Annotated in this window: 22 protein-coding genes and 1 tRNA gene; 5 read left to right on the forward strand and 18 right to left on the reverse strand. The window is 70.2% G+C overall.

What is annotated here, in order from left to right:
- The first annotated feature begins 109 nt into the window (after positions 1-109).
- Positions 110-1,165, forward strand: coding sequence for a LacI family DNA-binding transcriptional regulator (locus ACWC5O_RS07330; RefSeq protein ID WP_450580495.1), 1,056 nt, complete (start codon positions 110-112; stop codon positions 1,163-1,165).
- A 104-nt stretch (positions 1,166-1,269) separates the two neighbouring features.
- On the opposite strand, the gene ACWC5O_RS07335 is transcribed toward ACWC5O_RS07330, so the two are convergent.
- From ACWC5O_RS07335 to ACWC5O_RS07350, 4 genes are all read right to left on the reverse strand, one after another.
- Positions 1,270-1,342, reverse strand: a tRNA-His gene (locus tag ACWC5O_RS07335).
- A 107-nt stretch (positions 1,343-1,449) separates the two neighbouring features.
- Complete coding sequence (orn, locus tag ACWC5O_RS07340; protein ID WP_450580496.1) at positions 1,450-2,052, reverse strand: oligoribonuclease; 603 nt, start codon at positions 2,050-2,052, stop codon at positions 1,450-1,452.
- Positions 2,053-2,192: 140 nt separating this feature from the next.
- The gene (locus ACWC5O_RS07345; protein WP_450580497.1) at positions 2,193-3,413 is read right to left on the reverse strand and encodes a helix-turn-helix domain-containing protein; all 1,221 of its coding nucleotides are present in this window, start codon (positions 3,411-3,413) and stop codon (positions 2,193-2,195) included.
- 378 nt (positions 3,414-3,791) lie between these two features.
- Positions 3,792-4,061: a hypothetical protein gene (locus tag ACWC5O_RS07350; protein ID WP_450580498.1), complete on the reverse strand. Its 270-nt coding sequence runs from the start codon at positions 4,059-4,061 to the stop codon at positions 3,792-3,794.
- 311 nt (positions 4,062-4,372) lie between these two features.
- Here ACWC5O_RS07350 and ACWC5O_RS07355 point away from each other — a divergent pair, with 311 nt between their 5' ends.
- Positions 4,373-4,900: a universal stress protein gene (locus tag ACWC5O_RS07355; RefSeq protein WP_393464248.1), complete on the forward strand. Its 528-nt coding sequence runs from the start codon at positions 4,373-4,375 to the stop codon at positions 4,898-4,900.
- A gap of 125 nt (positions 4,901-5,025) precedes the next feature.
- The gene (locus ACWC5O_RS07360; RefSeq protein WP_450580499.1) at positions 5,026-5,586 is read left to right on the forward strand and encodes a GPR1/FUN34/YaaH family transporter; all 561 of its coding nucleotides are present in this window, start codon (positions 5,026-5,028) and stop codon (positions 5,584-5,586) included.
- 122 nt (positions 5,587-5,708) lie between these two features.
- Here ACWC5O_RS07360 and glmS read toward each other — a convergent pair whose 3' ends face one another.
- Positions 5,709-7,526: a glutamine--fructose-6-phosphate transaminase (isomerizing) gene (gene glmS / locus ACWC5O_RS07365; protein ID WP_450580500.1), complete on the reverse strand. Its 1,818-nt coding sequence runs from the start codon at positions 7,524-7,526 to the stop codon at positions 5,709-5,711.
- 38 nt (positions 7,527-7,564) lie between these two features.
- Positions 7,565-7,822: a hypothetical protein gene (locus tag ACWC5O_RS07370; protein ID WP_145878051.1), complete on the reverse strand. Its 258-nt coding sequence runs from the start codon at positions 7,820-7,822 to the stop codon at positions 7,565-7,567.
- Between the two features lie 165 nt (positions 7,823-7,987).
- On the opposite strand from ACWC5O_RS07370, the gene ACWC5O_RS07375 reads away from it, so the two are divergent.
- The gene (locus tag ACWC5O_RS07375; RefSeq protein ID WP_450580501.1) at positions 7,988-9,556 is read left to right on the forward strand and encodes a fibronectin type III domain-containing protein; all 1,569 of its coding nucleotides are present in this window, start codon (positions 7,988-7,990) and stop codon (positions 9,554-9,556) included.
- A gap of 20 nt (positions 9,557-9,576) precedes the next feature.
- Here the strand turns inward: ACWC5O_RS07375 and ACWC5O_RS07380 are convergent, their stop codons facing one another.
- Positions 9,577-10,458: a DUF4429 domain-containing protein gene (locus tag ACWC5O_RS07380; RefSeq protein WP_450580502.1), complete on the reverse strand. Its 882-nt coding sequence runs from the start codon at positions 10,456-10,458 to the stop codon at positions 9,577-9,579.
- Positions 10,459-10,520: 62 nt separating this feature from the next.
- Between ACWC5O_RS07380 and ACWC5O_RS07385 the strand changes: the two genes are divergently transcribed.
- Entirely contained in the window at positions 10,521-12,122 is a 1,602-nt protein-coding gene (locus ACWC5O_RS07385; RefSeq protein ID WP_450580503.1) for a beta-N-acetylhexosaminidase, read from the forward strand.
- Between the two features lie 61 nt (positions 12,123-12,183).
- Here ACWC5O_RS07385 and ACWC5O_RS07390 read toward each other — a convergent pair whose 3' ends face one another.
- From ACWC5O_RS07390 to ACWC5O_RS07440, 11 genes are all read right to left on the reverse strand, one after another.
- Entirely contained in the window at positions 12,184-13,953 is a 1,770-nt protein-coding gene (locus ACWC5O_RS07390; RefSeq protein WP_450580504.1) for an IucA/IucC family protein, read from the reverse strand.
- Positions 13,950-14,474, reverse strand: coding sequence for a GNAT family N-acetyltransferase (locus ACWC5O_RS07395; RefSeq protein ID WP_450580505.1), 525 nt, complete (start codon positions 14,472-14,474; stop codon positions 13,950-13,952). The genes ACWC5O_RS07390 and ACWC5O_RS07395 overlap by 4 nt, the downstream gene beginning before the upstream one ends.
- The gene (locus tag ACWC5O_RS07400) at positions 14,471-15,757 is read right to left on the reverse strand and encodes a lysine N(6)-hydroxylase/L-ornithine N(5)-oxygenase family protein (protein WP_450580506.1); all 1,287 of its coding nucleotides are present in this window, start codon (positions 15,755-15,757) and stop codon (positions 14,471-14,473) included. Before ACWC5O_RS07400 ends, ACWC5O_RS07395 begins: the two co-directional genes overlap by 4 nt.
- A complete protein-coding gene (gene desA, locus ACWC5O_RS07405; protein WP_450580507.1) occupies positions 15,741-17,207 on the reverse strand; it encodes a lysine decarboxylase DesA in 1,467 nt (488 codons plus the stop codon). The genes ACWC5O_RS07400 and desA overlap by 17 nt, the downstream gene beginning before the upstream one ends.
- A 112-nt stretch (positions 17,208-17,319) precedes the next feature.
- A complete protein-coding gene (locus ACWC5O_RS07410; RefSeq protein ID WP_450580508.1) occupies positions 17,320-18,180 on the reverse strand; it encodes a siderophore-interacting protein in 861 nt (286 codons plus the stop codon).
- A 36-nt stretch (positions 18,181-18,216) separates the two neighbouring features.
- Positions 18,217-19,263, reverse strand: coding sequence for an ABC transporter substrate-binding protein (locus tag ACWC5O_RS07415; protein WP_450580509.1), 1,047 nt, complete (start codon positions 19,261-19,263; stop codon positions 18,217-18,219).
- 371 nt (positions 19,264-19,634) lie between these two features.
- Positions 19,635-20,012 (reverse strand): hypothetical protein, encoded by a 378-nt coding sequence (locus ACWC5O_RS07420; RefSeq protein ID WP_450580510.1) that lies wholly within the window; start codon positions 20,010-20,012, stop codon positions 19,635-19,637.
- Positions 20,013-20,736: 724 nt separating this feature from the next.
- A complete protein-coding gene (locus tag ACWC5O_RS07425; protein ID WP_450580741.1) occupies positions 20,737-21,897 on the reverse strand; it encodes an acyl-CoA dehydrogenase family protein in 1,161 nt (386 codons plus the stop codon).
- A gap of 5 nt (positions 21,898-21,902) precedes the next feature.
- Complete coding sequence (locus ACWC5O_RS07430; RefSeq protein WP_450580511.1) at positions 21,903-22,844, reverse strand: hydroxymethylglutaryl-CoA lyase; 942 nt, start codon at positions 22,842-22,844, stop codon at positions 21,903-21,905.
- Positions 22,841-24,808: an acetyl/propionyl/methylcrotonyl-CoA carboxylase subunit alpha gene (locus ACWC5O_RS07435; RefSeq protein WP_450580512.1), complete on the reverse strand. Its 1,968-nt coding sequence runs from the start codon at positions 24,806-24,808 to the stop codon at positions 22,841-22,843. The genes ACWC5O_RS07430 and ACWC5O_RS07435 overlap by 4 nt, the downstream gene beginning before the upstream one ends.
- Before the next feature lie 11 nt (positions 24,809-24,819).
- Positions 24,820-26,436, reverse strand: a complete 1,617-nt coding sequence (locus ACWC5O_RS07440) for a carboxyl transferase domain-containing protein (RefSeq protein ID WP_450580513.1) — start codon at positions 26,434-26,436, stop codon at positions 24,820-24,822.
- Between the last annotated feature and the right edge of the window lie 30 nt (positions 26,437-26,466).

The following is a 26,466-nucleotide window of genomic DNA, read 5'->3' on the forward strand; positions in this document are numbered from 1 at the left end:
TTATCTGAGCGTTAACTGGCCCTCCCCGGACGTCCGGTGCCGCTCGCCGCTCTGGCCAGGACTGTTAGATTCCAGCCAGCCGGATGTTGGTGCGAGGGAGGCGGATCCCATGGCAAGCCACGGAGCGCGGAGCCGGAGCGGGGGGCGGCCCACGCTCGAGGAGGTGGCCGCCCGGGCAGGGGTCGGCCGGGGCACGGTCTCGCGGGTGATCAACGGCTCGCCCCGGGTCAGTGAGGCGACCCGGGCGGCGGTCGAGGCGGCGGTCGCCGAACTCGGCTACGTCCCCAACACGGCGGCCCGCGCGCTCGCGGCCAACCGCACCGACGCCATCGCGCTGGTCGTCCCCGAGCCGGAGACCCGGTTCTTCGCGGAGCCGTACTTCTCGGACATGCTGCGCGGTGTCGGCAGCGAACTGTCCGAGACGGAGATGCAGCTGCTGCTGATCTTCGCGGGCAGCGACCGGGAGCGGCAGCGCCTCGCGCAGTATCTGGCGGCCCACCGGGTGGACGGCGTGCTGCTGGTCTCGGTCCACGCCGACGACCCGCTGCCCGACCTGCTCGCCCAGCTGGAGATCCCGGCGGTGATCAGCGGTCCGCGCTCGGCGGCGGAGACGCTGACCTCGGTCGACTCGGACAACTACGGCGGCGGCCGCTCGGCCGTGGAGCACCTGCTCTCCCGGGGGTGCCGCAGGATCGCTCACATCACCGGCCGCCTCGACGTCTACGGTGCCCAGCGCCGCGTCGACGGCTACCGCGACGCCCTGCGGGACGCGGGCCGGGAGGTGGACGAACTCCTCATCGAGCCGGGGGACTTCACCGAGGAGGGCGGCCGCCGGGCGATGGCCACGCTGCTGGAGCGCTACCCCGACCTGGACGCGGTCTTCGCCGGCTCCGACGTCATGGCGGCGGGTGCCCGCCAGGTGCTGCGCGAGGCGGGCCGCCGGATCCCGGACGACGTGGCACTGGTCGGTTACGACGACTCGGCCATCGCCCGCCACATGGACCCTCCGCTGACCAGCGTGCGCCAGCCCATCGAGGAGATGGGCCGCGCGATGATCGACCTGCTGCTCACGGAGATCGCCGACCGCCGCCCGGCCGTGTCCCGGGGCCTGGAGCGGCGGCACGCGGTGCTGTCGACGGATCTGGTGGTGCGGGCGTCGTCGTGACGCCCGTCATGGTGCGGGGCTGCCCCTGACCAGGGGCAGTGGACGCCGGAAAACGAATCAGCCGGTGACCCGTCTTGCGACGGAGTCACCGGCTGATCACTCAGGGTGAGTGACGGGACTCGAACCCGCGACATCCTGGACCACAACCAGGTGCTCTACCAGCTGAGCTACACCCACCATGACCGGTCGCTGACTTTGTTGCTTCCCCGACCGGCCGAGAAGAAGTCTACAGGGTCCGAAGGGGTGCTCGCGCACAGGTTTTCGCGGGGACCTCCGATGCGGCCCTACTGCGCGGGCAGGACGTGCTTGGCGGCGATCGCCCTGGCGGTGTCGGAGTCCGGGCCGGGCTGCGGGACGAAGACGGCCTCACGGTAGTAGCGCAGCTCGGCGATCGACTCGCGGATGTCGGCGAGGGCGCGGTGGTTGCCGTTCTTCTCCGGGCTGTTGAAGTACGCCCGCGGGTACCAGCGGCGGGCCAGCTCCTTGATGCTGGAGACGTCCACGATCCGGTAGTGGAGGTAGTCCTCCAGGGTCGGCATGTCCCGCAGCAGGAAGCCGCGGTCGGTGCCGACGGAGTTGCCGCACAGCGGCGCCTTGCCGGGCTCCTTCACCCACTGCCGTACATACGCCAGCACCTGCTCCTCGGCGTCGGCCAGCGTCGTGCCCCCGGCCAGCTCGTCGAGGAGGCCGGACGCGGTGTGCATCTGACGCACCACCTCCGGCATCGTCTCCAGCGCCGAGTCCGGCGGACGGATGACGATGTCCACCCCCTCGCCGAGTACGTTCAGCTCGGAGTCGGTGACGAGGGCGGCCACCTCGATGAGAGCGTCGTCGGACAGCGAGAGGCCGGTCATCTCGCAGTCGATCCACACCATGCGATCGTTCATGCGACCACCCTAAAGCTGGCGTCGGCTTTTGGGATGCCCCGCGTCGGTGCGGGGCTCACTGGGAGCTGCCGCCCGCGGGCCGGGACAGAGCAAGACGGAGGGGGCGGGTGTGTGCCCGCCCCCTCTTACGCGCTCCTCGTTCAGTGGCCGGTGCGCGGCCCCGGCAGCAGGCTCACCGCGCCCGCGGTCTGGCGGCGGGTCTGCATCGGCACTCCGCTCTCCCGCTCCGGGTGCAGCACGGCGGGCGGGGCGCCCGTCGGGCCGTGGCCGGGCAGGCCGACGGGCGCGCCCGTCGGGCCGGACTGGGTCATCGGCGGCTCCGTGTCACTGGGCCGCTCGCCCTGCGGCCGCCGGGCGCGGTAGGCGGCCCGGTAGGCGGCGGGCGACGAGCCGAGCTGGCGGCGGAAGTGCCCACGCAGCGCGACCGGTGAGCGGAAGCCGCAACGGCCCGCCACCTCGTCCACGGAGTAGTCCGACGTCTCCAGCAGCCGTTGCGCCTGCAGCACCCGCTGGGTGATCAGCCACTGCAGCGGTGCGCTGCCGGTGAGCGAGCGGAACCGGCGGTCGAACGTACGGCGGCTCATGTAGGCGCGTGCCGCCAGTGTCTCCACGTCGAACTGCTCGTGGAGGTGTTCCAGCGCCCAGGCGACGACCTCGGCGAGCGGGTCGGCGCCGATCTCCTCTGGTAAAGACCTGTCGAGGTAGCGCTCCTGACCGCCGCTGCGGCGCGGCGGGACCACCAGCCGGCGGGCCAGCGCACCGGCCGCCTCGTTGCCGTGGTCCGTCCGCACTATGTGCAGACACAGGTCGATCCCCGCGGCCGTACCGGCCGAGGTCAGTACGTCTCCGTCGTCGACGAAGAGTTCGCGTGGATCCACGTGCACCGACGGATAGCGCTTGGCCAGCGTCGGTGCGTACATCCAGTGTGTGGTCGCCGGGCGGCCGTCCAGCAGTCCGGCCGCGGCCAGGACGAACGCCCCGGTGCACAGCCCGACGATACGGGCGCCCTCCTCATGCGCACGGCGCAGCGCGTCGAGCGCTTCCTCCGGCGGCGGTGAGGTGATCGAGCGCCAGGCCGGCACGACGACCGTCCCTGCGCGTGAGATCGCCTCGAGCCCATGCGGTGCGGTGAGTTCCAGGCCCCCTGTGGTCCGCAGTGGGCCTTCCTCGCCGGCGCTCACCAGCAGTCGGTAGCGCGGCACGCCGGCGTCCTGGCGGTCGATCCCGAACACCGACAGTGGAATGGAACTCTCGAAGATGGGGCCGCCGCTGAACAGCAGCACCGCGACGATCTCCTTGCGGCGTCGCCCGGAGAGTTTCCGGGCCACGGCTTCCGGTGCGGCAGTGGAGTCGTGGCTCATCCTGCTAAGCCCCCCTCGGTGGTCGCGGCTCCTCGGTTGTGTCGCTCCTGCACGTTTCCCCTCGGTCCTGCACGAGTCCCCCGCCGTAAGACAGTCAAGATCGAATCTACTGGCTACCGCGGTCTCACGGTGGCCGGTTAGACACGCCGGACATTGTCGACATGACAACTTGGCGTGAAGCATTCGATCACGAAGGGTTGCACTCGTGGGCCGTGCGGGGAAGTGCGCCTTGTCGCAGTGGCCAAACCGCGTAGGGTGCGCGGGTCCGCTCAGACCCTTTCCGTGCAGGTGGAACGGGGGTTGGGGGGTGGGTGGGACCCCCTCGAGGCGGTACTTGGAAGTTGGCCGAAAAGAAGCGTTCAGAGGCGCAAAAACCGGTCAGTCGACCGGTGTCTCCTCTTTAGTGTGACGTCCGCCTCTTTGCGCGGCGCAACGCTCGGACCGCCGCAGCAGGACGCGGCAGGCGGCCGTGACGGCGGCGAGGCCGAGCGCGGCACCGGCGGCGCCGGCGAGCGAGGTGCCGTACCAGACCAGGACCACGGGTACGAGGACACAGCTGAAGGCCGCCCAGCGGATCACGTCGCTCGTGGTGTCCGGGGCGGGGTGCGGGGCGGGGTGCGGGTCGGAGGTGGAGCGGGGTCCGGACATCTCGTACTCCCTGTGGCGGTGACTCACCGGGTTCAACGCCTGTTCGATCGGTCGGTCACCGGCCGTCGCGCCGGTCCTGCGCAAACCGCCTGTACGGGGCAGCAACCATTGCGTTACGGGCGCTGCTCGTGCATGCTCCGGGGAACCCCTGGGGACACCGGGGGCCGCTTACGGAGCGTGTGCGGGATCTGGGCAGAGGAGGCGTGCCGCCGTACCCTTGGGGGTATGGGGTTGGGAAGAGGAATCCCGGACACAGCTCCGCCACCCGATGTCACCCCCCACCCACAAAGGATCACAACGCCGAGACAGCCATGGCCGGTCACGAATTCTTCGAACCCGCGGACCGCAAGCGGCCCGTCGCCGATCCCACGGCGGCCGATCCCCTCGCGGCGGAAGAGTCAAGCCCTTCCTGCGATCCCGCCTTCAAGCACGGTGTGGTCGTCGGCTTCGACGGCTCGACGTCCAGCGAGCGCGCCCTCGCCTACGCCATCGGCATGGCCCACCGCTCCGGCTCGGGCCTGATCATCGTCCATGTGGCCAACCGGCTGCCCACCACGGTGTGGGCCGGCTGCGAGCCGCCCGTCTTCGTCGACGTGCCGGACCACCGCACCGAGGTGCTCGGTCTGGAGCTGGCCTGCGCGGACTATCTGGCCGAGGTGCCCTGGATCCTGGTCGAGCGCGGCGGCGACATCTGCCACGAGCTCGAAGAGGTGGGGCGGGAGTACGAGGCCGACGCCATCGTGGTCGGCTCGACGCACGGCATCGTGGGCCGGATCTTCGGCTCCGTGGCCGGCCGGCTCGCCAAGCGCGCGCAGCGGCCCGTCATCGTCATTCCCTGAGCTTCCGACACTCTGTCAACTTCTTTTGTGCAGCGCGAAACTACTCGTGCGTAGAGGTGTTTGTGCCCTTGTGAAGGGCATATATCGGTCACCGCGCAACTGCACATGCATGAAGGGAGCCCGCCGTGGACAACGACGTCTCCGCGGGAAGCGGAAACACCACCGTGGTCGGCCGACTCGCCCTGGGTGTCACCCTGTTGGCGTTCGGGCTCGGTACGACCGGTGTGATCGACGGCGTGGGGGCATCCGACGCCGTGTCACTGGCTCATTACGTGGGCGGCGTCGCCCTCTTCCTCGTCGGTCTCCTGGCCTTCCGCGCCGGTGACAGCGCCTCCGGCACCGGCTTCGTGGCCCTCGGCGCGCTCTGGTTCACCTGGGCCGTCGCGGGTCAGATGTCGGCCAACGCGGCCGGCCTCTTCCTGCTGCTGTTCGCCCTCGTGGCTCTCACCCTGACCCTCGCGGGCGGGGACACCCTGGGTCAGGTCATGCACGGGCTGCTGTTCCTGGCGATGCTGGTGCTCGCCGTCGCGGCCTTCGCCGACAGCTCCTCCCTCGCGAAGGTCGGCGGCTGGGTGGCCGCGGTCTCCGGGGCGGTCGCCTGGTACGCGGCGACGGCCGCGCTGGCCCACTGGCCGACGGCCCTTCCCGGGCGTGCCGCCCGCCGGGGGGTGACGGCCACCGGCTGATCCGCAGCGGCACTGAAAGGACCCCCACGTGACGGGTGGCACACGTGGGGGTCCGTTCTGTTGGTCGCGCCCGTGCGGGTGCGCGGGGGTTGCTCGCGCAGTTCCCCGCGCCCCTTAGGGAGTTACTCGACCGTTACCGACTTCGCGAGGTTCCGCGGCTTGTCGATGTCGCGGCCCAGGACCTTTGCCGTGTGGTACGACAGCAGCTGGATCGGGATGCCCATGAGGATCGGGTCCAGCTCGTCCTCGTTCTTCGGGACGACGATCGTCTCGTCGGCCTTCTCCTGGTGCTGGTGGGCCACCGCGAGGATCTTGCCGCTGCGGGCCTTGATCTCCTCCAGGGCCGCGCGGTTCTTCTCCAGGAGGTCGTCGTCGGGGACGATCGCCACCGTGGGCAGGGCGGGCTCGATCAGGGCCAGCGGGCCGTGCTTCAGCTCGGAGGCGGGGTAGGCCTCGGCGTGGATGTAGGAGACCTCCTTGAGCTTCAGGGAGGCCTCGCGAGCCACCGGGTAGCCCCGGACGCGGCCGATGAAGAGCATCGAGCGGGCGTCGGCGTACTGCTCCGCCAGCTTCTTGATCTCCTCCTCCTGCTCGAGGATCTCGGTGATCTGCCCCGGCAGCCTGCGCAGGCCTTCGATGATCCGCTTGCCGTCGCGGACCGAGAGGTCACGGGTGCGGCCGAGGTGCAGGGCGAGCAGGGCGAAGGCCACCGTGGTGTTGGTGAAGCACTTGGTGGAGACCACACAGACCTCGGGGCCGGCGTGCACGTAGATGCCGCCGTCGGCCTCGCGGGCGATCGCGGAGCCGACCACGTTGACCACACCGAGCACCCGGGCGCCCTTGCGCTTCAGTTCCTGGACGGCGGCGAGGACGTCGTACGTCTCACCGGACTGGGAGACCGCGATGTAGAGGGTGTCGGGGTCCACGACCGCGTTGCGGTAGCGGAACTCGGAGGCGGGCTCGGCGTCGGCGGGGATGCGAGCCAGCTCCTCGATCATCTGGGCGCCGATCATGCCCGCGTGGTACGAGGTGCCGCAGCCGAGGATCTTCACGCGGCGGATCTTGCGCGCCTCGCGGGCGTCCAGGTTCAGGCCGCCGAGGTGCACGGTGGAGAAGCGGTCGTCGATGCGGCCGCGCAGCACGCGGTCCACGGCGTCGGCCTGCTCGTGGATCTCCTTGTGCATGTACGTGTCGTGGCCGCCCATGTCGTAGGAGGCCGCCTCCCACTCCACGGTGGTCGGCTCGGCCGTCGTGCGGGTGCCCTCGGTGGTGTAGGTGCGGAAGTCGTCGGCCTTGAGGGTGGCCATCTCGCCGTCGTCCAGCGTCACTATCTGCCGGGTGTGGGCGACCAGGGCGGCGATGTCCGAGGCGACGAACATCTCCTTCTCGCCGATGCCGAGGACCACCGGGGAGCCGTTGCGGGCCACCACGATGCGGTCGGAGAAGTCGGCGTGCATCACCGCGATGCCGTAGGTGCCCTCCACCACGCGCAGGGCCTGGCGGACCTTCTCCTCCAGGGTCTCCGCCTGGGAGCGGGCGATCAGGTGGGTGAGCACCTCAGTGTCGGTCTCGGAGAGGAACTCGACACCGTCCGCCTCCAGCTTGCGGCGCAGGTCGGAGGCGTTGTCGATGATGCCGTTGTGCACGACGGCGACCTTCTGGTCGGCCGACATGTGCGGGTGGGCGTTCAGGTCGGAGGGGGCGCCGTGGGTGGCCCAGCGGGTGTGGGCGATGCCGGTGGTGCCCTTGAAGCGCGCGGGGACCTTGGCCTCCAGGTCGCGCACCCGGCCCTTGGCCTTGACCATCTTCAGGCCGGCCGTCTTCGGGGAGGTGACGACGATGCCCGCGGAGTCGTAGCCGCGGTACTCCAGGCGCTGCAGGCCCTCCAGGAGCAGGGGCGCCACGTCACGCTTCCCGATGTATCCGACAATTCCGCACATATATAGGTATTCCTCAGTCCGTGGTTCCTGGCTGGTTCTCAGCCGTAGACCATGCGGCGCAGCTGCCGGAGCGTCAGCTCCGGCGGTGCGACCGCCCGGTATTTCAGGTCCGCCTCGATCCGTTCGAAGATCTCCGTGTTCTGCAGGCCCTGGACCTGCAGTTCTCGGTGGCGGCGACGGACGTAGTCCTGCGTCGTCTCGTCGAAGTAGGCGAGCACGTCCTGTATCACCCGCAGCGCCTCGCCCCGGTTCAGGGGCGTGGACCGCGTCAGGTGATCGACAAGTTCCTCGTGCACCCGGTAGATCCTGGGCCACCGGCGCGAGTTTCGCAAGAATCGTGCCCGATTCCGGGCAAGTGCCTGTTGAAACTCTCATGGGGCTCTGTTCGCAAGCTGTCCATCCTGCGTCTTGTGCTGCGTCGCCCGGACCCACGAGTTTCAGACGCCATGGACATTCCTCGTATGGGAGTACCCGAGAAGCTTGCCGAGCGCATGAGCATGGCCGAGCAGCATGAGTACCTGCGCGCCAGATTCTCGCGGCGCACCATGATCAGAGGCGGCGCGGTCACTGTGGGCGCCGTCACGGGCGGCGCGTTCATGCCGGGCGGCACCGCCCAGGCCGCCGTACCGACCCGGCGCACCGCCTCCGCCGCCGAGGAGGTCGACGGCGCCCTCGTCGCCCCCTTCGGTCGCCACCTCGCCTACGGCAACGACCCGCGCACCGAGATGACCGTCTCCTGGCAGGTCCCGGTCGCCGTCAAGAACCCCTTCATCCGCGTCGGCGCCACCCCCTGGGACCTCTCCCGCAAGATCGAGGCCGAGGTCCGCACCCTCTACACCCCGGCCGGTGTCGGTGCGAGCGGCGACCACACGCAGTACTACCTGCACGCCCAGCTCACCCACCTGCGCCCCGGCAGGACGTACTACTACGGCGTCGGCCACGACGGCTTCGACCCGGCCGAGCGGCACCTGCTGGGCACCCTGGGCACCTTCACCACCGCCCCCGTCCGCAGCGAGCCGTTCACCTTCACCGCCTTCGGCGACCAGGGTGTCAGCTACCACGCCCTGGCCAACGACAGCCTGATCCTGGGCCAGAACCCGGCCTTCCACCTGCACGCCGGTGACATCGCCTACGGCGACCCGACCGGCGCGGGCAAGACCACCGACACCGGGTTCGACTCGCGCACCTGGGACCAGTTCCTGTACCAGACCGAGTCGGTCGCCAAGCAGATCCCGTGGATGGTCTCGTACGGCAACCACGACATGGAGGCCTGGTACTCGCCCAACGGCTACGGCGGCGAGGAAGCCCGCTGGACCCTCCCGGACAACGGCCCGGACCCGGAGAACCTCCCGGGCGTCTACTCCTTCGTCTACGGCAACACGGCGATCATCTCGCTGGACCCCAACGACATCTCCTTCGAGATCCCGGCGAACCTGGGCATTTCCGGCGGAACCCAGACAAAGTGGTTCGAAGTCCAGCTGAAGAAGTTCCGGGCCTGTGACGACATCGACTTCGTCATCGTGTTCTTCCACCACTGCGCGTACTGCACGTCCAAGGGGCACGCCTCGGAGGGGGGCGTGCGCCAGGAGTGGGTGCCGCTGTTCGACAAGTACCAGGTGGACCTGGTCATCAACGGCCACAACCACCAGTACGAGCGCACCGACGTCATCAAGGGCGGCGAGGTCACCAAGAAGCTGCCCATCGGCGGCACCGCCTACCCCGAGACCGAGGGCGTGGTCTACGTCACCGCCGGTGCGGCGGGCCGCAGCCTGTACGCCTTCACCGCCCCGGACTCCTACGAGGGCCACGAGAACGAGGTCGACTCCGTGTCCTCCTTCATCTGCCTCAAGGACGGCGCCCGGCAGCCCGAGACCGTCACCTGGTCGCGCGTCCGCTACCTGAACTACTCCTTCCTGCGCGTGGACGTCACCCCCGCGCCGACGGGCCGCTACACCACGCTGAAGGTCCAGGGCATCGCCGAGAGCGGTGACCGCATCGACCACTTCACGGTGGCCCGCAGGGCGAAGTAGGTTCCGGGACCAGGCGGTCCTCACATGCGCTTGAGGACCGCCCGCTTGGCCAGGGCGAACTCCTCGTCCGTCAGCACCCCCGAGCGGTGCAGTTCACCCAGCTCGCGCAGCCGTCGCAGCAGCGCGTCGTGGTCGTCCTCGGCGGGGGGCGCCTTCGTGAGCCGCGGCGGCTCGGGGCGTGCCTCCGTCTCGGCGGGCGGCGCCGACGGGTGCGGCAGCCGGGCCTGTACGGCGGCCGCGACCAGGGCCATGAGCGGGTCCCTCTTGAAGCCCCACAGCTCGACGGCGTTGGGGTCGTACTTCGGCGGTGCGGTGGCGGGCGCGCCGCGCACGGTGAAGCGCAGATGGCCGTTCTCCAGGCCCGCCGCCGGCTGCCACTCCACGGCCGTGATCTCGGCGAGCGGGATCGTACGGGGCCCGGTGGCGGCCTTCGCGTCCTCCGTCTTCCAGTTCCACTCCAGCCGCACCTGCTCGCCGTCGAAGCCCGCCGTGCCGTCCCCGGCCGAGGCGGACAGCGGCACGGACGGCCCGGGGACCAGATACTCGGCGACCGGTTCCGGTGAAACCCCGTCCAGCAGCAGGGCGCCTCGGACCTCGTCCGCGAAGTACTCGGCGACGCCGTACCGGTCGGACTCCACGGTCAGCTGATAGGGGTCGTGCGGCTCGGTGAGCCGGCCGCCGGTGGCGTGCAGCAGCGGGTCGGCGCCGTCGCGCAGCCGCAGCCTCAGCCGCCCGGACCTCTTGCCGTGCTCGAACGAGACCCCCGCCAACGCTCCCAGCGGTACGACGAGTTCACCCAGTGTGCTGCGCAGCAGGCCGGTGTTCCTGTCCCGGCCCGGGGTCAGCCTGAGGGCGTCTCCGTCGAAGACCCAGGTGCCGTCCTTCTGGATGATTTCCGCCATGCGGGGATTGTTTCACCGGATCTGCGGGAGAGTGGTCTTTACCACTCGTGAAGGGAGCGCATGTGAGACCGAACCACAGCACGACTCCCCGACTCACCCGCATCCTCGGATCCCTGCTGCTTCTGGCGGCGGCAGGCGTGTTCACCGTCGGCGCGGCACCCGTCCCGAGCGCCGCCGCGACGACCCCGCTGGACCGGGTGGTCCCCGCGCCCGCCTCGGTCAGGCCCGCCGGATCCCCGTACCGCATCACCCGTGCCACCCGGCTCCGCGTCGACGACTCGGCCGAGGTCCGCCGGATCGGCGCCTACCTCGCCGGCATCCTGCGCCCGTCCACCGGCTACCCGCTGCCGCTCACCGGGCAGGGCACCGGCGGCATCCGACTCCACCTGGCCGACGGTCCGTTCGGCGCCGAGGGCTACCGCCTCACCAGCGGACCCCACGGCGTCTCCCTCACCGCGCGCACCCCCGCCGGCCTCTTCCACGGCGTCCAGACCCTGCGTCAGCTGCTCCCGGCCTCTGTGGAGAAGAAGACCGTCCAGCCCGGCCCCTGGCGGATCGCCGGCGGCACCATCGAGGACCGCCCGCGCTACGGCTACCGCGGCGCCATGCTGGACGTCTCCCGGCACTTCTTCACGGTCGCCCAGGTCAAGCGCTACATCGACCAGATGGCCCTCTACAAGATCAACACCCTGCATCTGCACCTCAGCGACGACCAGGGCTGGCGCATCGCCGTCGACTCCTGGCCGCGCCTGGCCACCTACGGTGGCTCCACCCAGGTCGGCGGCGGCCACGGCGGCTACTTCACCAAGGCCGACTACCAGGAGATCGTCCGCTACGCCGGCTCCCGCTATCTGGAGGTCGTCCCCGAGATCGACATGCCCGGCCACACCAACGCGGCCCTCGCCTCCTACGCACAGCTCAACTGCACCGGCACCGCACCCCCGTTGTACACCGGCACCGACGTCGGCTTCAGCTCGCTGTGCGTGCCCAAGGAGGTGACGTACACCTTCGCGGACGACGTCATCCGCGAGCTGGCCGCGCTCACCCCCGGCCGCTACCTGCACATCGGCGGCGACGAGGCGCACTCCACCAGCCACGCCGACTACGTGAAGTTCATGGACCGCGTGCAGCCGATCGTCGCCAAGTACGGCAAGACGGTCATCGGCTGGCACCAGCTGACCGGCGCCACCCCCGCCCAGGGCGCCCTCGCCCAGTACTGGGGCGTGGACGGCACCAGTGCGGCCGAGAAGGCCCAGGTGGCCAAGGCGGCCCAGAACGGCACCGGGTTGATCCTGTCCCCGGCCGACCGGGTCTACCTCGACATGAAGTACACCAAGAACACCGGGCTGGGCACGAAGTGGGCGGGCTACGTGGAGGTGAAGCGCTCCTACGACTGGAACCCGGGCGCCTACCTCCCCGGAGCACCCGCCTCGGCGATCAAGGGCGTCGAGGCGCCCCTGTGGTCCGAGACGCTCACCAAGTCCGCCGACATCGAGTACATGGCCTTCCCGCGCCTCGCGGGAGCGGCCGAGCTGGGCTGGTCCCCGGCGGCCACCCATGACTGGGCCCGCTACAAGGCGCGCCTCGCGGCCCAGGGCCCGCGCTGGACCGCCCTCGGGATCACCTACTACAGGTCGCCCCAGGTGCCCTGGCCGACGGGCTGAGCACAGGCCGACGGGCACCGCGCAGGACCGTACTCCGGGGTGCCCGTCGGCCTGCGAGCCGTCAGAACCCGGCGATCGGGTTCCTCAGGTTCCCCACCAGCTGGAGCGCGCCCGACGGATCGGCGAGGTCCACCATCTGCCGGTTGTCGCGCAGCTGGAGCCGGTTCAGGCAGGACAGTGCGAACTCCGGCGCGAACATGTCGTACTGCGCGAACCTGTCGGCGAGTTCCGGCGCCGACTCCTGGTACTCACGGGTGACCTCCGCGACCGTGCGCCAGAAGCCGTCCTCCGCCAGGATTCCCTCGGCGGCCAGGTTCGCCGCGAGGAACCGGAAGAAGCAGTCGAAGACGTCGGTGAAGATCGACAGCAGCTTCTTGTCCTCGGGCACCTCGACGCGGATCCGCCGCACCCCCGGCGGCAGGACCGCGTCCGGGTCCATGACGGCGATCTCCTCGGCGATGTCCTTGTAGATCGCCCGCTCGACGACCCCGTCCCGCAGCACGAGGATCACGTTCTCACCGTGCGGCATGAAGACCAGGTCGTAGGCGTAGAAGCTGTGCAGCAGCGGGGTGAGGTAGGCCCGCAGGTACTGCCGCAGCCACTCGGCGGGCGCCAGCCCCGACCGCTCGATCAGCGCGCCCGCGAACGAGGCGCCCTCGTGGTCCACGTGCAGCAGGGCCGCCATCGTCGCGAGGGACTCGCCCTCCCGCAGCGACGGCACCGGGCTCTCCCGCCACAGCGCGGCCAGCATCTTGCGGTACGGCGAGTGGCGGTCGGTGGCCTGCTCGTACTCCAGATGCCGGTAGCCGACGGCCGCCCGCTCCCGGATGATCGTGAGGCCGGTCGACTTCAGCACGCTGTCGTTCTCGACGAGCTGGGCGAGCCAGTCGTTGATCGCCGGTGTCGCCTCCATGTAGGCGGCCGAAAGCCCCCGCATGAAGCCCATGTTGAGGACGGACAGGGCCGTCTTCACATAGTGCTTGTGCGGGTCGGAGGTGTTGAAGAAGGTCCGTATGGACTGCTGGGCCAGGTACTCGTCGTCGCCCTCGCCCAGGCACACCAGGTGCCGGCGGGCCACCTCGGCGGCGAAGGTGACGCTGAGCTTGTTCCACCACTGCCAGGGATGGACGGGTATGAGCAGGTAGTCGGCGGGGTCGAGCCCCTGTCCGGTGAGCGTCTCGTCGAACCGCTCGACGGTCCCGGCCCCCAGCTCCTGCCGGACGAAGTCCTCGTACTCGATCCCGGCCCCCGCAGTGAAGGCGGCCCGCGAGCGGTGCGCGGCCAGCCACACCAGTCGGACGGGGCTCGCGGTCTCCGGCGCGTACGACAGGTACTCGTGGATGCCGAAGCCGAGCCGCCCGTTGTTGGCGACGAAACAGGGGTGGCCCTCGGTCATCCCGGTCTCGATCGCCTGGAAGCCGCTCCGCGCCAGCTCGGCCGAGGTGACCTTCGGCTTGGTGAGCTTGTAGCAGGTGCCGGAGAGGGTGGAGGAGATCTCCTCCAGGTAGACGGGCAGGATCTCGTCGCTCAGCCCCAGCGCCTGCCTCAGCTCGATGAAGAAGTCCAGGGCCGCGAGGGGGAGTTCGGTGCCGGCGCGGAGCCGGGTGATGGACTCGGCGTCGACCTGCCAGTGGTCGAGACCGCGCACAGTGGCGGCGAACCGGTAGGCGGTGAGCCCGTCGTCGCTGCGCACGACGTACCGGTCACCTTCCTGCTCGGGCGTGATCAGCCGCTCGTGGGCGAACTCGGCGAGCGCCTTGCGGACGAGGAGGCGGTTGGCGGTGCCCCAGCGCTCCGGGGACAGATGGGCCACGGCGTCGGGGAGGCTCATGCGGCCACCGCCCTCTCGAACCGGTCCCGCGTGCAGAAGCTCAGCAGGGCCTTCTTCTCCGGCTTCTGGATCTCCCGCTCGGGCACGAACCCGACCGCCTCGTTCAGGGCGTGCACGGCCTTGTTGCGCACGTCCGGCTCGACGACGACCCGGGAGGTGGCCGGGTCCTCGAAGAGGTGCGCCATCACGGCGGTGATGACGGACCGCGTGAACCCGTGCACGGGCGTGCCGGTCGCGGGGGTGAGGAAGTGCATGCCGACATCGCCGGGCTGCGGCTCGTACAGCCCGACCAGCTCACGGCGGGCGGGGTCGTACTTCTCCATCAGGAAGGCGGGCACGCCGTCCCGCAGGCCGAGCAGGGCGTGGTGGTGCTCGTCGGCCGCGATCTCCGTGTAGGCGCGCTCGACGTCCTCCGGCTTCGCGTCCTGCATCATCCAGAAGGCCGCTTTGGGGTGGGTGACCCAGGAGTGGAGGAGTCCGGCGTCCTTCAGCGGCTCCACCGGGCGGAATGTGAAGGTCATACGGCAAACTCCTGGAACGCGATGGTCTTCTCGACCGGGTAGTACTCGGTGCCGAGCAGCTCACGGACGATGTACGAGTTCCGGTACGCACCCATGCCCAGGTCGGGGCTGGTGATGCTGTGGGTGTGCACGCCGGCGTTCTGCAGGAAGACGCCCCGGCCCGTGGTGTCGATGGAGTAGTTGCGGGCGACGTCGAAACGGCCGTGGCCGTCGAAGCGGAGGCGGTCGCGGATCGGGCCGAGGAAGGCCGGCGGCTCGTAGTGATAGCCGGTGGCCAGCACCAGGCCCTCGGTACGGATCTCGAAGTCCTTGCCCTGCTCGTCCTGGTGGAAGCCGAGCGTGTACGAGCCGTCCTCGTAACGGGCGCTGTTCAGCGAGGAGTTGGTGAGCAGGCGGGTGGGGACCGGGCGGTCGCCGCTCTCGACGTTCTTCTGGTAGAGCAGGTCGAAGATCGAGTCGATCAGGTCCGAGTTGATGCCCTTGAACAGGCCCTTGTGCTGCTTCTCCAGCCGGTAGCGGGTCTCCTCGGGCAGCGCGCGGAAGTAGTCGATGTAGTCCGGGGAGGTCATCTCCAGGGTCAGCTTGGTGTACTCCAGCGGGAAGAACCGCGGGGAGCGGGTGACCCAGTTGAGGTCGTAGCCGTGGACGTCGATCTCGCAGAGCAGCTCGTAGTAGATCTCCGCCGCGCTCTGGCCGCTGCCGACGACGGTGATGGACTTCTTGCCCTGGAGCTCCGCCTTGCGGTGCATGTACTGGGCGGTGTGGACGAGGTCGCCGCCCAGCCCCTGGCACGCCTGCGGAACATGGGGGACCGTTCCCGTGCCGAGGACCAGGTGCCGGGCACGAAACGTTTCCCCGGTCCGGGTGCGGACGACGTAGCGCTCCTCCTCGTACGTCACCTCGGTGACCGTGGTGTTGAAGCGGACGCTGCCGAGCTTGCTCGCCGCCCAGCGGCAGTAGTCGTCGTACTCGACCCGCAGGGGATAGAAGTTCTCGCGGATGTAGAACGAGTACAGTCTGCCCCTCTCCTTCAGGTAGTTGAGGAAGGAGTACGGCGAGGTCGGGTCGGCCAGCGTGACCAGGTCCGACATGAACGGGGTCTGGAGGTGCGCGCCGTCCAGGAACATGCCCGCGTGCCACTCGAAGTCGGGCTTGGAGTCGAGGAAGACGCCGTCCAGTTCGGCGATCGGCTCCGTCAGGCAGGCGAGGCCGAGGTTGAACGGGCCGAGCCCGATCCCCACGAAGTCGTAGGTCGTGCTGTGGGCTTCAGGACGCGCGGTCAAGGGACTCTCCCAGGTACTGCTCGGCGTGGCCGGCGATCAGGTCGAGGACGGCGGCGATGTCGGCCGGCGTCGTCTCGGGGTTGAGCAGGGTGAACTTCAGGTAGTGGCGGCCGCCGACCTTGGTGCCCGCCACCACGGCGTCGCCGGAGGCGAACAGGGCCTTGCGGGCGTACAGGTTGGCGCGGTCGATCTCGGCCGGGTCGGTGACGGCGGCCGGGATGTAGCGGAAGACGAGGGTGGAGAGCGAAGGCGCCACGACGACGTCGTAACGGGGGTCGGCGGCGAGCAGCGACCAGCCCTCCTGGGCCAGCTCGCAGACCTGGTCGAAGAGTTCGCCGATGCCGTCGGCGCCCATCACCCGCAGCGTCATCCACAGCTTGAGGGCGTCGAAGCGGCGGGTGGTCTGCAGGGACTTGTCGACCTGGTTGGGGATGCGCTCCTGCACCATGCGGCGCGGATTCAGGTACTCCGCGTGGTAGGTGGCGTGGCGCAGGGTGGAGGCGTCCCGGACCAGCACGGCCGAGGAACTCACCGGCTGGAAGAAGGACTTGTGGTAGTCGACGGTGACCGAGTCGGCGCGCTCGATGCCCTCGACGCGGTCCCGGTACTTGAGGGAGGCGAGCAGTCCGCAGCCGTAGGCCGCGTCGACGTGCAGCCAGGTGGTGAACTGCTCGCACAGCTCTGCGATCTCGGGCAGCGGGTCGATGGAGCCGAAGTCGGTGGTGCCGGCGGTGGCTACGACGGCCATGGGGACGAGGCCGTCGCGACGGCAGCGCTCCAGCTCGCGGGCGAGGGCGACGGTCCGCATCCGCTTGTCGCGGTCGACGGGGACGGACACGACGGAGTCCGCGCTCAGGCCGAGCAGTTTCGCGGACTTCTTCACGCTGAAGTGGCTGACCTCGGAGGCGAAGACGCGCAGTTTGGCGAGGGAGGCCCCTTCTTCCCACCCTGCCTGCCCTGGCTTCGACTCCTCGCGGGCGAGGAGCAGCGCCTGGAGGTTGGACTGGGTGCCGCCGGAGGTGAACACACCGTCGGCGTTCTCGCCCAGGCCGATGCGCGCGGTCGTCCAGTCGATGAGCTTGCGCTCGATGAGGGTGCCGCCCGCCGACTGGTCCCAGGTGTCCAGGGAGGAGTTGACCGCGGAGAGCACGGCCTCGCCGAGCACCGCCGGGATGACCACCGGGCAGTTGAGGTGGGCGAGGTAGCGGGGGTGGTGGAAGTAGACCGCGTCCCGCAGGTAGACGTGCTCCAGCTCGTCCAGGACCGCGGTGGTGTCGCCCAGCGGCCGGTCCAGGTCGATCGCGTCGATGCGGGGGGTGAGGGCGTCCACGGTGACGCCGGTGAACGGACGGTCGGTGGTGGCGAGTTTGGCCGCCACCCGCTCGACTCCTTCGGTCACGGAGCGGCGGTAGTGCTCCGCGGTGAGGCCATTGAGCAGGTGCGAGCGCATGTGGGGGTCCTCCGAGGGACAGTCCGTGCGGGGGATTAATTTAGGTTAGCCTAACCTAAGTTTCATGGGTCGAGGCGCGCCTCTGCCGTGACTGGCGTCACTCCAGGGGGAGTTACTCGCCGGCCGAGCGGAGCTGTTCCTCCGTCAGGCCCTGCCTCCAGTACCCGACGAAGGTGACGCGCCGCCGGTCGATCCCGCGCTCGCCGACGAAGTGCCGGCGCAGCTCCTTCACCCGGCCGGACTCACCGGCGATCCATACGTACGGCCTTTCGGCGGCTGCGAGTTGAGCGGTCTGTACGGCGTCGACGGCCATGGGGGACCCGTCATGCCGTACGAGCCATGTGATCTCCGCGTCCGCCTCGGTCGCCACGTCCTGGATGTCACCGGCGTGCGGCACCTCCAGCCAGGCGCGGACACGCGTGCCGGACGGGAGGGACTCGAGAATGGCGGTGGCGGCGGGCACGGCGGTCTGGTCGCCCCAGAGGACGACGAGGTCGGTGTCGGCCGGCGGCCGGAACCGGATCGCCCGGTTGTCGGCGATGGCCGGTCCGAGCAGCAGGACCCGGTCACCGGCGGCGGTCCGGGAGGCCCAGCGGGAGGCGGGCCCGGCGGGCGTGTGCAGGGCGAAGTCGACGTCGATCTCGTCGGGATCGCGGCGCAGGGACCGGAGGGTGTACGACCGCATCACGGCCCGCACGTCGTCCGGGAGTTCACGCCACCCCTGCCACCACCCTCCCCCACTCTCGGCTTCGCTCGAGCGGGGGGACCCCCGTCCCGGCTCCAGCGGTACGACGGGTTCGCTCTGGCCCGGATGCGGCAGGAACAGTGACAGGGACTGGTCACGCCCGTCCGAGTGGAAGGCGTGCAGATCGGCCCCGGCAAAGGTGACCCGGACCAGAGACGGCCCGAGCCGCCTCGTCCGTACGACCTGAAGAGAGAAGAAGCGGAACGGGGCGGCTACGGCCGTCGTCATAGGAGGCTCCTGAGGTTGCTGTTCAGGAAAGGGGCTTCAGCTGACCTTCTCGGCCTTCTCCAAGGCCTCCGCCAGATTCGTCAGCAGCGGCACGCACTTGTCGTACGACAGAATCGGCTCGGGCGACCGAGCGACGACCTGCCCCGCCTTGACCGCAGGCAGCTTCTTCCACGTCGCCTTGGTGATGTCGGCGGGCTGAATCGCCGAGGACCGGTCGTCCATCATGATGATGTCGGCCTGGTACTTGTCGACGTTCTCCCAGCTCAGCGACTCGTACCAGCCGCCGCCCTGCTTCTTCGCGCTCTCCGGCGGCTCCACGAAGTTCACGCCGAGGGCCTTGAAGTACTCCAGGTCGATGGAGAGGTCGGTGCCGGAGACGTAGAAGAGCTGGTCGCTCGCGGAAGCGGCCATCACCTTGATGCCGGGCTTGGCCTTGGCCGCGGCGCGCAGCCGGGCGGCCGCGTCCTCGAACCGCTTCTTGGCGTCCGTCACCTTGGCGGCCTTCATGTCGGCGCCCAGCGACTCGGCCAGCTCCCCCATGCGCTGCAACGCCTTGGTGAGCTGGCGGTCGTAGACGGAGATGCCGACGCCGGGGGCCAGCTGCGCGATCTTCTTCGCCGACTCCGCGGGGACGTACCAGAGGGTGCCGGCGTTGTCGAACATCGTCGTGATGAGCACGTCGGGCGCGAGGGCCGCGTACTTCTCGATGTTGAACTGCCCCCAGGTGTTGCCGAGGACCGTCACCTTGCTGATGTCCATGTCGCCGGCCTGGACGTCGGCCTTGCCGCCGGTGGTCTTCGTCGGGCCGAAGACGCCCTTGACCTGGATGCCGTAGTCGTACAGCGCGGCGCCGACACCGGTGAACGCGACGATGTTCGCCGGGACCTTGGCCAGCTTCACGGTCGTACCGCGGTCGTCCTTGAAGCTCCAGGGGCCGGACTTGCCGCTCTCGGCCGCCTTCCCGGAGTCCGCGTCCTTCCCCTTGCCGTCCCCGCAGGCGGCGAGCGCCGCACCGAGTCCGAGGGTGCCGCCCGCGGCGAGCAGGCCGCGGCGAGTGAGGTGGGTGGCGCGGGTGTTGGACATGGGTATGGCTGCTTTCGAACGGGGCGGAGCGCCCTCCGGAACAGTTCGAAGATAGGTTAGCCTAACCTCAGTACTTGTCCAGGAGGCGGTCCCGGTCGCTGGGACGCCCCTGCTCGCCCGTGCCCGGAGGGATGAGAGGCCTGTGGATCGAAGGCGTTCGGGGGGCGGGCGCGAAATTGTTCGCAGGGCCGCCGGTTGGACCGCACATGCGAAGGCCCTCTACGGCGAGCGTGAACCCCCCTCCTCTGCACGGCCGTTGACGCCCGGGCGCACTCACCCCCAACAACCCCAAAGACCCCCGCATCCTGTACTTCGAGGCCGCCCTCAGCGCCCCTGCGCACCCGAGGGGCGCTGAGGGCGGCTGAGGGGTGTCACACGGGCGTGCCGGGAATCGGGGCGAACCCGGTGCCGCACGCCGCCACCAGGTTCGACGCGTTGAACGGAGTGGCGGTCAAGCGGCAGACGGCCTCGTAGGACGCCCCGGTCGAGGCCACCAGGGTCACGTAGACGTCCTCGGGGCTTTCGTCGATCCCCACAGAGCTGCCCACCACGCAGGAGGGGGTGCCGGGGACGGCGTCGAGATTCACCCAGACACCCGGGTTCCGGCTGTCATTGAGGAAGGCGTCCCCCTTCTGGTTCGTTGCCACGTGGATCTCGGTCGGGCTGAACGACCCGAAGTCCTTGACTTCGGAACTGATGGTGCGTGACGACTTGCACTTTTCGCCACCGACGGGGCCGCTCTGGGCCACCGCGGCCGGGGCGATGAGAACCCCGGCGAGAAGGGCTCCGGTCGCCGCGGCGAGGCTTCTGCCGACCCAGGTGAAGCCTGTGGGCGATCCGGTGAGGCGACACAGGCCCCCACACTTGGTTTGCATCCGCTTTCGTTCCTCTCGGTTCCGAGCGCGAGGCCGCGTAGCGCCGAGGGGCGTCTGCTCACCCGTGCAGAGGCCGGGCAGAACCGTGGACTCCCTCGACGCGTTCGGCGGCAGTGGTCGGGTCGTAGATTCCACCGAGGCCGAGGCCGAGTCGCGCCGGTCCTGATTGCTACCCGGGAGGAGTAATGCTGCGCCTCGAACGGTCCCCTGCGCCGCCGAGGAAGCGTCAGGGCCGACGCGCCGGCGTCATCGCCTCCTTGACAGCGCCGGCAAGAGCGCGCCGCAGGCCTGCCCGCGCACGACGGTCGCTGTGCCGCCGCCCGTGAGCGGCATCCTCCTCGACATGATCGAGCCGCTGTTCATCGAGCCCCGGGAGAGGAGGCGACGGCCACTCCGTCGAGCGCACCGTCCCGCCCGATGCGGCGTGGTCACCCAGTTCTGGCGAAATTCCACGCCCGAACGCACCTGGCGGCGACGGCGTGCGGCCCAGCCCGGCGGCTGTCGTCCTCGACCTGGCGGCGGGGAGAGCATGTGATCCGCGAGGGCACGGGATCGGCACGGCTGTGTGGGCCGGACCGATTCCGCGATCGGGAGGCTGTCAGCCCACCAGCCCCAACTCCCGTGCGATCAGCATCCGCTGGACCTCGCTGGTGCCCTCGCCGATCTCCAGGATCTTGGAGTCGCGCCACATGCGGGCCACCGGATACTCGTTCATGAAGCCGTAGCCGCCGTGGATCTGGGTGGCCTCGCGGGCGTTGTCCACGGCGACCGTGGAGGAGTAGAGCTTGGCCAGGGCCGCCTCCTTCTTGAAGGGCTCGCCCGCGACCAGGCGGCTGGCCGCGTCGCGCCAGGCGAGGCGGGCCGTGTGGGCCTTCATCTCCATGTCCGCGATCTTGAACTGGATGGCCTGGTTGGCGCCGATGGGCCGGCCGAAGGCGTGGCGTTCCTTGGCGTACTTGACCGACTCGTCGACGCAGCCCTGGGCCAGACCCGTGGCCAGGGCCGCGATGGCGATGCGGCCCTCGTCGAGGATGCGCAGGAACTGGGCGTAGCCCCGGCCCTCCTCGCCCAGCAGGTTGGCGGCGGGCACCCGGACGTCCTGGAAGGAGAGTTCGCGGGTGTCGGAGGCGTTCCAGCCGACCTTCGAGTAGGGGGCGGCGACCGTGAAGCCGGGGGTACCCGACGGGACGATGATCGCCGAGATCCGCGGCTTGCCGTCCGGCTTGCGGCCGGTGACCGCCGTGACCGTCACCAACCCCGTGATGTCCGTGCCCGAGTTGGTGATGAAGCACTTCGTGCCGTTGATCACCCACTCGTTCGTGTCCGGGTCCAGGCGGGCCGTGGTGCGGGTGGCCCCGGCGTCCGAGCCGCCGTCCGGCTCCGTCAGGCCGAACGCGCCCAGGATCTCGCCCGCACACAGGCGGGGGAGCCACTCGCGCTTCTGCTCCTCGGTGCCGAAGAGGTGCAGCGGCATGGCGCCCAGCGAGACACCGGCCTCGAGGGTGATGGCCACGGACGAGTCGACGCGGGCCAGTTCCTCCAGGGCGATGCCGAGGGCCAGGTAGTCGCCGCCCATGCCGCCGTACTCCTCCGGGAACGGCAGCCCGAACAGGCCCATGCGGCCCATCTCGCGGACGATCTCGTACGGGAACTCGTGCCGCTCGTAGAAGTCGCCGATCTTCGGCGCCACGACATCGTGCGCGAACTCCTCCACGGTACGGCGGAGTTCCTCGAGTTCGGGGGAGAGGCGGTGGTCCACAGTGATCACTGCTCCTTGTGGGACAGGGCTCGGACGGTGCGGGACGGGCTGGGTCGGCCCAGGTGGGCGGCCATCCACACACTGGTGGCGACGAGACGGCCGAGGTCGACTCCGGTGTCGATGCCGAGACCCTGCAGCATCCACACGAGGTCTTCGGTGGCGAGATTGCCGGTCGCGGACTTGGCGTAGGGGCAGCCGCCGAGACCCCCGGCGGAGGCGTCGATCGTCGTGACCCCGTGTGACAGTGCCGCGTAGGTGTTGGCCAGTGCCTGGCCGTAGGTGTCGTGGAAGTGCACGCCGATGACGTCGGTGGGCACGCCCTCCTCGTTGAGCAGGGAGAGGAGTTCGAGGACGTGGCCCGGGGTCGCGACCCCGATGGTGTCCCCGAGGCTCAGTTCGTCGCAGCCCATGTCCGTCAGCGCCTTGCAGACGCGGGCCACCTGACGGAGCGGAACCGCCCCCTCCCAGGGGTCGCCGAAGCACATGGACACATAGCCGCGCACATGCCCGCCCGCGTCCTTCGCCTGCCGCACCACCGGGTCGAAGACGGCCAGCGACTCGTCCACCGTCCGGTTGAGGTTGGCCTTCGCGAAGGACTCCGTGGCGCTGGCGAACACCGCGATCCGGCGGGCGCCGAGCGCCAGCGCCCGGTCCAGGCCGCGCTGGTTGGGCACCAGCACGGGGAGTTCGGCACCGAGGTCGCCGACCAGCGGGTACAGCTGCTCGGCGTCGGCGAGCTGGGGCACCCACTTGGGGTGCACGAAGCTCGTCGCCTCGATGGTCGTCAGACCCGCGTCGGCGAGCCGGCGGATGAACTCCGCCTTGATCTCCGTCGGCACGGTCATCTTCTCGTTCTGCAGCCCGTCGCGCGCGCCGACCTCGTGGATCCGCACCCGCTGGGGCAGGTCCTGGGCCGGTACGACCATGGGCAGTCCGTCGGCGCTCATTCCGCCGCCACGCCTTCCTTGTCGTGTGGTGCGATCACGGCGAGCACCTGGTCCATGGCGACCGTCGCTCCCGGGGTCACGTCGATCTCGGCGACCGTGCCGGCGTGCGGGGCGGAGATGACATGCTCCATCTTCATCGCCTCGACCACCAACAGGCTCTGGCCCGCGCTCACTTCGTCGCCTACGGCGACCTTCACCACGGTCACCGTGCCGGGCATGGGCGCGGTCAGCGAGTCGGCGCCCGCGTGCGAGGCTCCGGAGAGGGAGGCCGCGACCGGGTCGTGGTCGCGCACCTGCCAGGCGTCGCCGTCCCGGCCGATCCAGTCGCCGGCCCGGTGGAAGGAGTGCCGGACGCCGTCGAGGGTGACGGACACCCGGTCGCCGGTGACGGTGTGGGCGCCGCGCGGGGCGTACGTGACCGGGTCGGTCGCGCGCAGGTCGAACGCGGGCCGCTTGGGGGTCCCGCCGAGGCGCCAGCCGCTCGGCACCGAGAAGGGGTCGGTCCAGCCTTCGGAGCGAGGCCGCAGCTCCTCCAGCCGTACAGCCGCCGCCGCCTCGTACACCTCCTCCGGGACGTCCGTGGTGACCAGCTCGTCCACCACCCGCTCGACCAGACCGGTGTCCAGCTCGCCCGACACCACGGCCGGATGGGCCAGCAGCCGCCGCAGGAAGCCCGCGTTGGTCTGCACGCCCAGCGTCACGGTCTCGGCGAGGGCGGCCCTGAGCTTGCGCAGCGCCGTCTCCCGGTCGGGGCCGTAGGCGATGACCTTGGACAGCATCGGGTCGTACAGGCTGCCCACCTCGGTGCCCTCGCTGAGCCCGGAGTCAGTGCGCACTCCGTCTCCCTGCGGCTCGTTCAGCAGCAGCACCGTGCCGCCGGACGGGAGGAATCCGCGCGCGGGGTCCTCGGCGCAGATCCGCGCCTCGACCGCGTGCCCGGTGAGCCGGACGTCCTCCTGCGCGAAGCCCAGCCGCTCCCCGGCCGCCACCCGCAACTGCCACTCGACCAGGTCGAGCCCTCCCGCGGCGCCAGCCGCACCAACGGACACAACCAGTTCCGTGACCGGGTGCTCCACCTGGAGGCGGGTGTTCATCTCCATGAAGTAGTACGACGACGGGTCGCCGCCCGGGACGATGAACTCCACCGTGCCCGCGCCCCGGTACCCGCACGAGCGCGCAGCCTGGACGGCCGCCTCACCCATCGCGGCCCGGGTCTCCTCGTCGAGGAGCACGCTCGGCGCCTCCTCGATGATCTTCTGGTGCCGGCGCTGCAGCGAGCACTCGCGCTCGCCGAGGTGGACCACGCCCCCGTGGCCGTCCGCCAGCACCTGGATCTCGATGTGCCGGGGGCGGTCGACCCACCGCTCCACCAGGAGCGTGTCGTCCCCGAAGGAGGCGCGGGCCTCGCGGCGGGCGGCGGCGATCTCCTCCTCCAGCCTGGTCACGTCCCGCACCAGGCGCATGCCCTTGCCGCCGCCGCCCGCCGAGGGCTTGAGCAGCACGGGGGTCCCGATCTCCCGGGCCGCGTCGGCCAGCTGGACGTCGGAGAGCCCGCTGCCGCTGGAACCCGGCACGACCGGCACCCCGGCCGCCTTCACCGTCTCCTTGGCGCGGATCTTGTCGCCCATCAGGGCGATCGCGTCCGCGGGCGGGCCGATGAAGACCAGCCCCGCCTCCTCGCACGCGCGCGCGAAGCCCGCGTTCTCGGCGAGGAAGCCGTACCCGGGGTGGACGGCCTGGGCGCCGGTGCGGGCGGCGGCCTCCAGCAGCCGCTCCACCGACAGATAGCTCTCGGCCGCGGGCGCCGGACCGATCCGTACCGCCGTGTCGGCCTCCCGTACGTGCCGCGCGTCCGCGTCGGCGTCGGAGAAGACCGCCACCGAGCGCACGCCCAGCGAGCGGAGCGTACGGATGACCCGTACGGCGATCTCGCCCCGGTTGGCCACCAGCACTGTGTCGAACACGGTTCCCCTCCTCACATCCGGAAGACGCCGAACTGGGGGTCACCCAGGGGCGCGTTTGCACAGGCCGTCAGGGCGAGTCCCAGCACCTGACGGGTCTCCAGCGGGTCGATCACGCCGTCGTCCCAGAGGCGGGCGGTGGCGTAGTAGGCGTTGCCCTGGCGCTCGTACTGCCGGCGGATCGGCGCCTTGAAGGCCTCTTCGTCCTCGGCCGGCCAGCCCTCGCCGCGCGCCTCCAGCTGGTCGCGCTTGACCGTGGCGAGGACGGAGGCGGCCTGCTCGCCGCCCATCACGGAGATCTTGGCGTTGGGCCACATCCACAGGAAGCGGGGGGAGTAGGCCCGGCCGCACATCGAGTAGTTGCCCGCGCCGTACGAGCCGCCGACCACGACGGTCAGCTTGGGGACCCTGGTGCACGCCACGGCCGTCACCATCTTGGCGCCGTGCTTGGCGATGCCGCCCGCCTCGTAGTCCCTGCCGACCATGAAGCCGGAGATGTTCTGCAGGAACACCAGCGGGATGCCGCGCTGGTCGCACAGCTCGATGAAGTGCGCGCCCTTCTGGGCGGACTCGGAGAAGAGGATGCCGTTGTTGGCGACGATCCCGACCGGGTGGCCGTGGATCCGGGCGAAGCCGGTGACCAGGGTCTGCCCGAACTCGGCCTTGAACTCGGCGAACCGGGAGCCGTCGACCACGCGCGCGATGATCTCGCGCACGTCGTAGGGGGTGCGGGAGTCCACCGGGACTGCGCCGTAGAGCCCGTACGGGTCCACCTTGGGCTCCGCGACCGGCGTGACCTCCCACGGGAGGGACTGCCGGGCGGGCAGGGTGGCGACGATGTTGCGCACGATCCGCAGGGCGTGCGCGTCGTCCTCGGCGAGGTGGTCGGTGACGCCGGAGATCCGGGAGTGGACCTCGCCGCCGCCCAGCTCCTCCGCGGTGACGACCTCGCCGGTGGCCGCCTTCACCAGGGGCGGGCCGCCCAGGAAGATCGTGCCCTGGTTGCGGACGATCACGGCCTCGTCGCTCATGGCCGGGACGTACGCGCCGCCGGCCGTGCACGACCCGAGGACCGCCGCGATCTGCGGGATCCCGGCGCCGGACATCCGGGCCTGGTTGTAGAAGATGCGCCCGAAGTGCTCGCGGTCCGGGAACACCTCGTCCTGCATGGGCAGGAAGGCGCCGCCGGAGTCCACGAGGTAGACGCACGGCAGCCGGTTGTCGAGGGCCACCTCCTGCGCGCGCAGGTGCTTCTTCACCGTCATCGGGTAGTACGTGCCGCCCTTGACGGTGGCGTCGTTGGCGACGACCACGCACTCGCGCCCGCTGACCCGCCCGATCCCGGCGATCACGCCGGCGGCCGGTGCCTGCCCGTCGTACATCCCGTCGGCCGCGAGGGGGGCCAGCTCCAGGAAGGGCGACCCGGGATCGAGCAGCGTGTCCACCCGGTCCCTCGGCAGCAGCTTGCCGCGCGCGGTGTGCCGGGCGCGGGCCTTCTCGCCGCCGCCGAGAGCCGCGGCGCCCAGCTTGGCGCGCAGCTCGTCGACGAGTGCGAGATGGGCTTGTTCATTGGCCCGCCAGGCCTCCGACGCGGGATCTGCCGCGCTCGTCAGCTCCGGTGCCTCCTGCATCCTGCGGTCCCCTCACCCAGTGGTCCTACT

The organism is Streptomyces sp. NPDC001450, assembly GCF_053597295.1.

What these genes read in the sequence shown, in the direction of transcription:
- ACWC5O_RS07330 (WP_450580495.1), top strand. Translation starts at nt 110, where the DNA reads ATGGCAAGCCACGGAGCGCGGAGCCGGAGCGGGGGGCGGCCCACGCTC.
- orn (WP_450580496.1), bottom strand. Translation starts at nt 2,052, where the DNA reads ATGAACGATCGCATGGTGTGGATCGACTGCGAGATGACCGGCCTCTCG.
- ACWC5O_RS07345 (WP_450580497.1), bottom strand. Translation starts at nt 3,413, where the DNA reads ATGAGCCACGACTCCACTGCCGCACCGGAAGCCGTGGCCCGGAAACTC.
- ACWC5O_RS07350 (WP_450580498.1), bottom strand. Translation starts at nt 4,061, where the DNA reads ATGTCCGGACCCCGCTCCACCTCCGACCCGCACCCCGCCCCGCACCCC.
- ACWC5O_RS07355 (WP_393464248.1), top strand. Translation starts at nt 4,373, where the DNA reads ATGGCCGGTCACGAATTCTTCGAACCCGCGGACCGCAAGCGGCCCGTC.
- glmS (WP_450580500.1), bottom strand. Translation starts at nt 7,526, where the DNA reads ATGTGCGGAATTGTCGGATACATCGGGAAGCGTGACGTGGCGCCCCTG.
- ACWC5O_RS07375 (WP_450580501.1), top strand. Translation starts at nt 7,988, where the DNA reads ATGGGAGTACCCGAGAAGCTTGCCGAGCGCATGAGCATGGCCGAGCAG.
- ACWC5O_RS07380 (WP_450580502.1), bottom strand. Translation starts at nt 10,458, where the DNA reads ATGGCGGAAATCATCCAGAAGGACGGCACCTGGGTCTTCGACGGAGAC.
- ACWC5O_RS07390 (WP_450580504.1), bottom strand. Translation starts at nt 13,953, where the DNA reads ATGAGCCTCCCCGACGCCGTGGCCCATCTGTCCCCGGAGCGCTGGGGC.
- ACWC5O_RS07395 (WP_450580505.1), bottom strand. Translation starts at nt 14,474, where the DNA reads ATGACCTTCACATTCCGCCCGGTGGAGCCGCTGAAGGACGCCGGACTC.
- desA (WP_450580507.1), bottom strand. Translation starts at nt 17,207, where the DNA reads ATGCGCTCGCACCTGCTCAATGGCCTCACCGCGGAGCACTACCGCCGC.
- ACWC5O_RS07410 (WP_450580508.1), bottom strand. Translation starts at nt 18,180, where the DNA reads ATGACGACGGCCGTAGCCGCCCCGTTCCGCTTCTTCTCTCTTCAGGTC.
- ACWC5O_RS07415 (WP_450580509.1), bottom strand. Translation starts at nt 19,263, where the DNA reads ATGTCCAACACCCGCGCCACCCACCTCACTCGCCGCGGCCTGCTCGCC.
- ACWC5O_RS07430 (WP_450580511.1), bottom strand. Translation starts at nt 22,844, where the DNA reads ATGAGCGCCGACGGACTGCCCATGGTCGTACCGGCCCAGGACCTGCCC.
- ACWC5O_RS07440 (WP_450580513.1), bottom strand. Translation starts at nt 26,436, where the DNA reads ATGCAGGAGGCACCGGAGCTGACGAGCGCGGCAGATCCCGCGTCGGAG.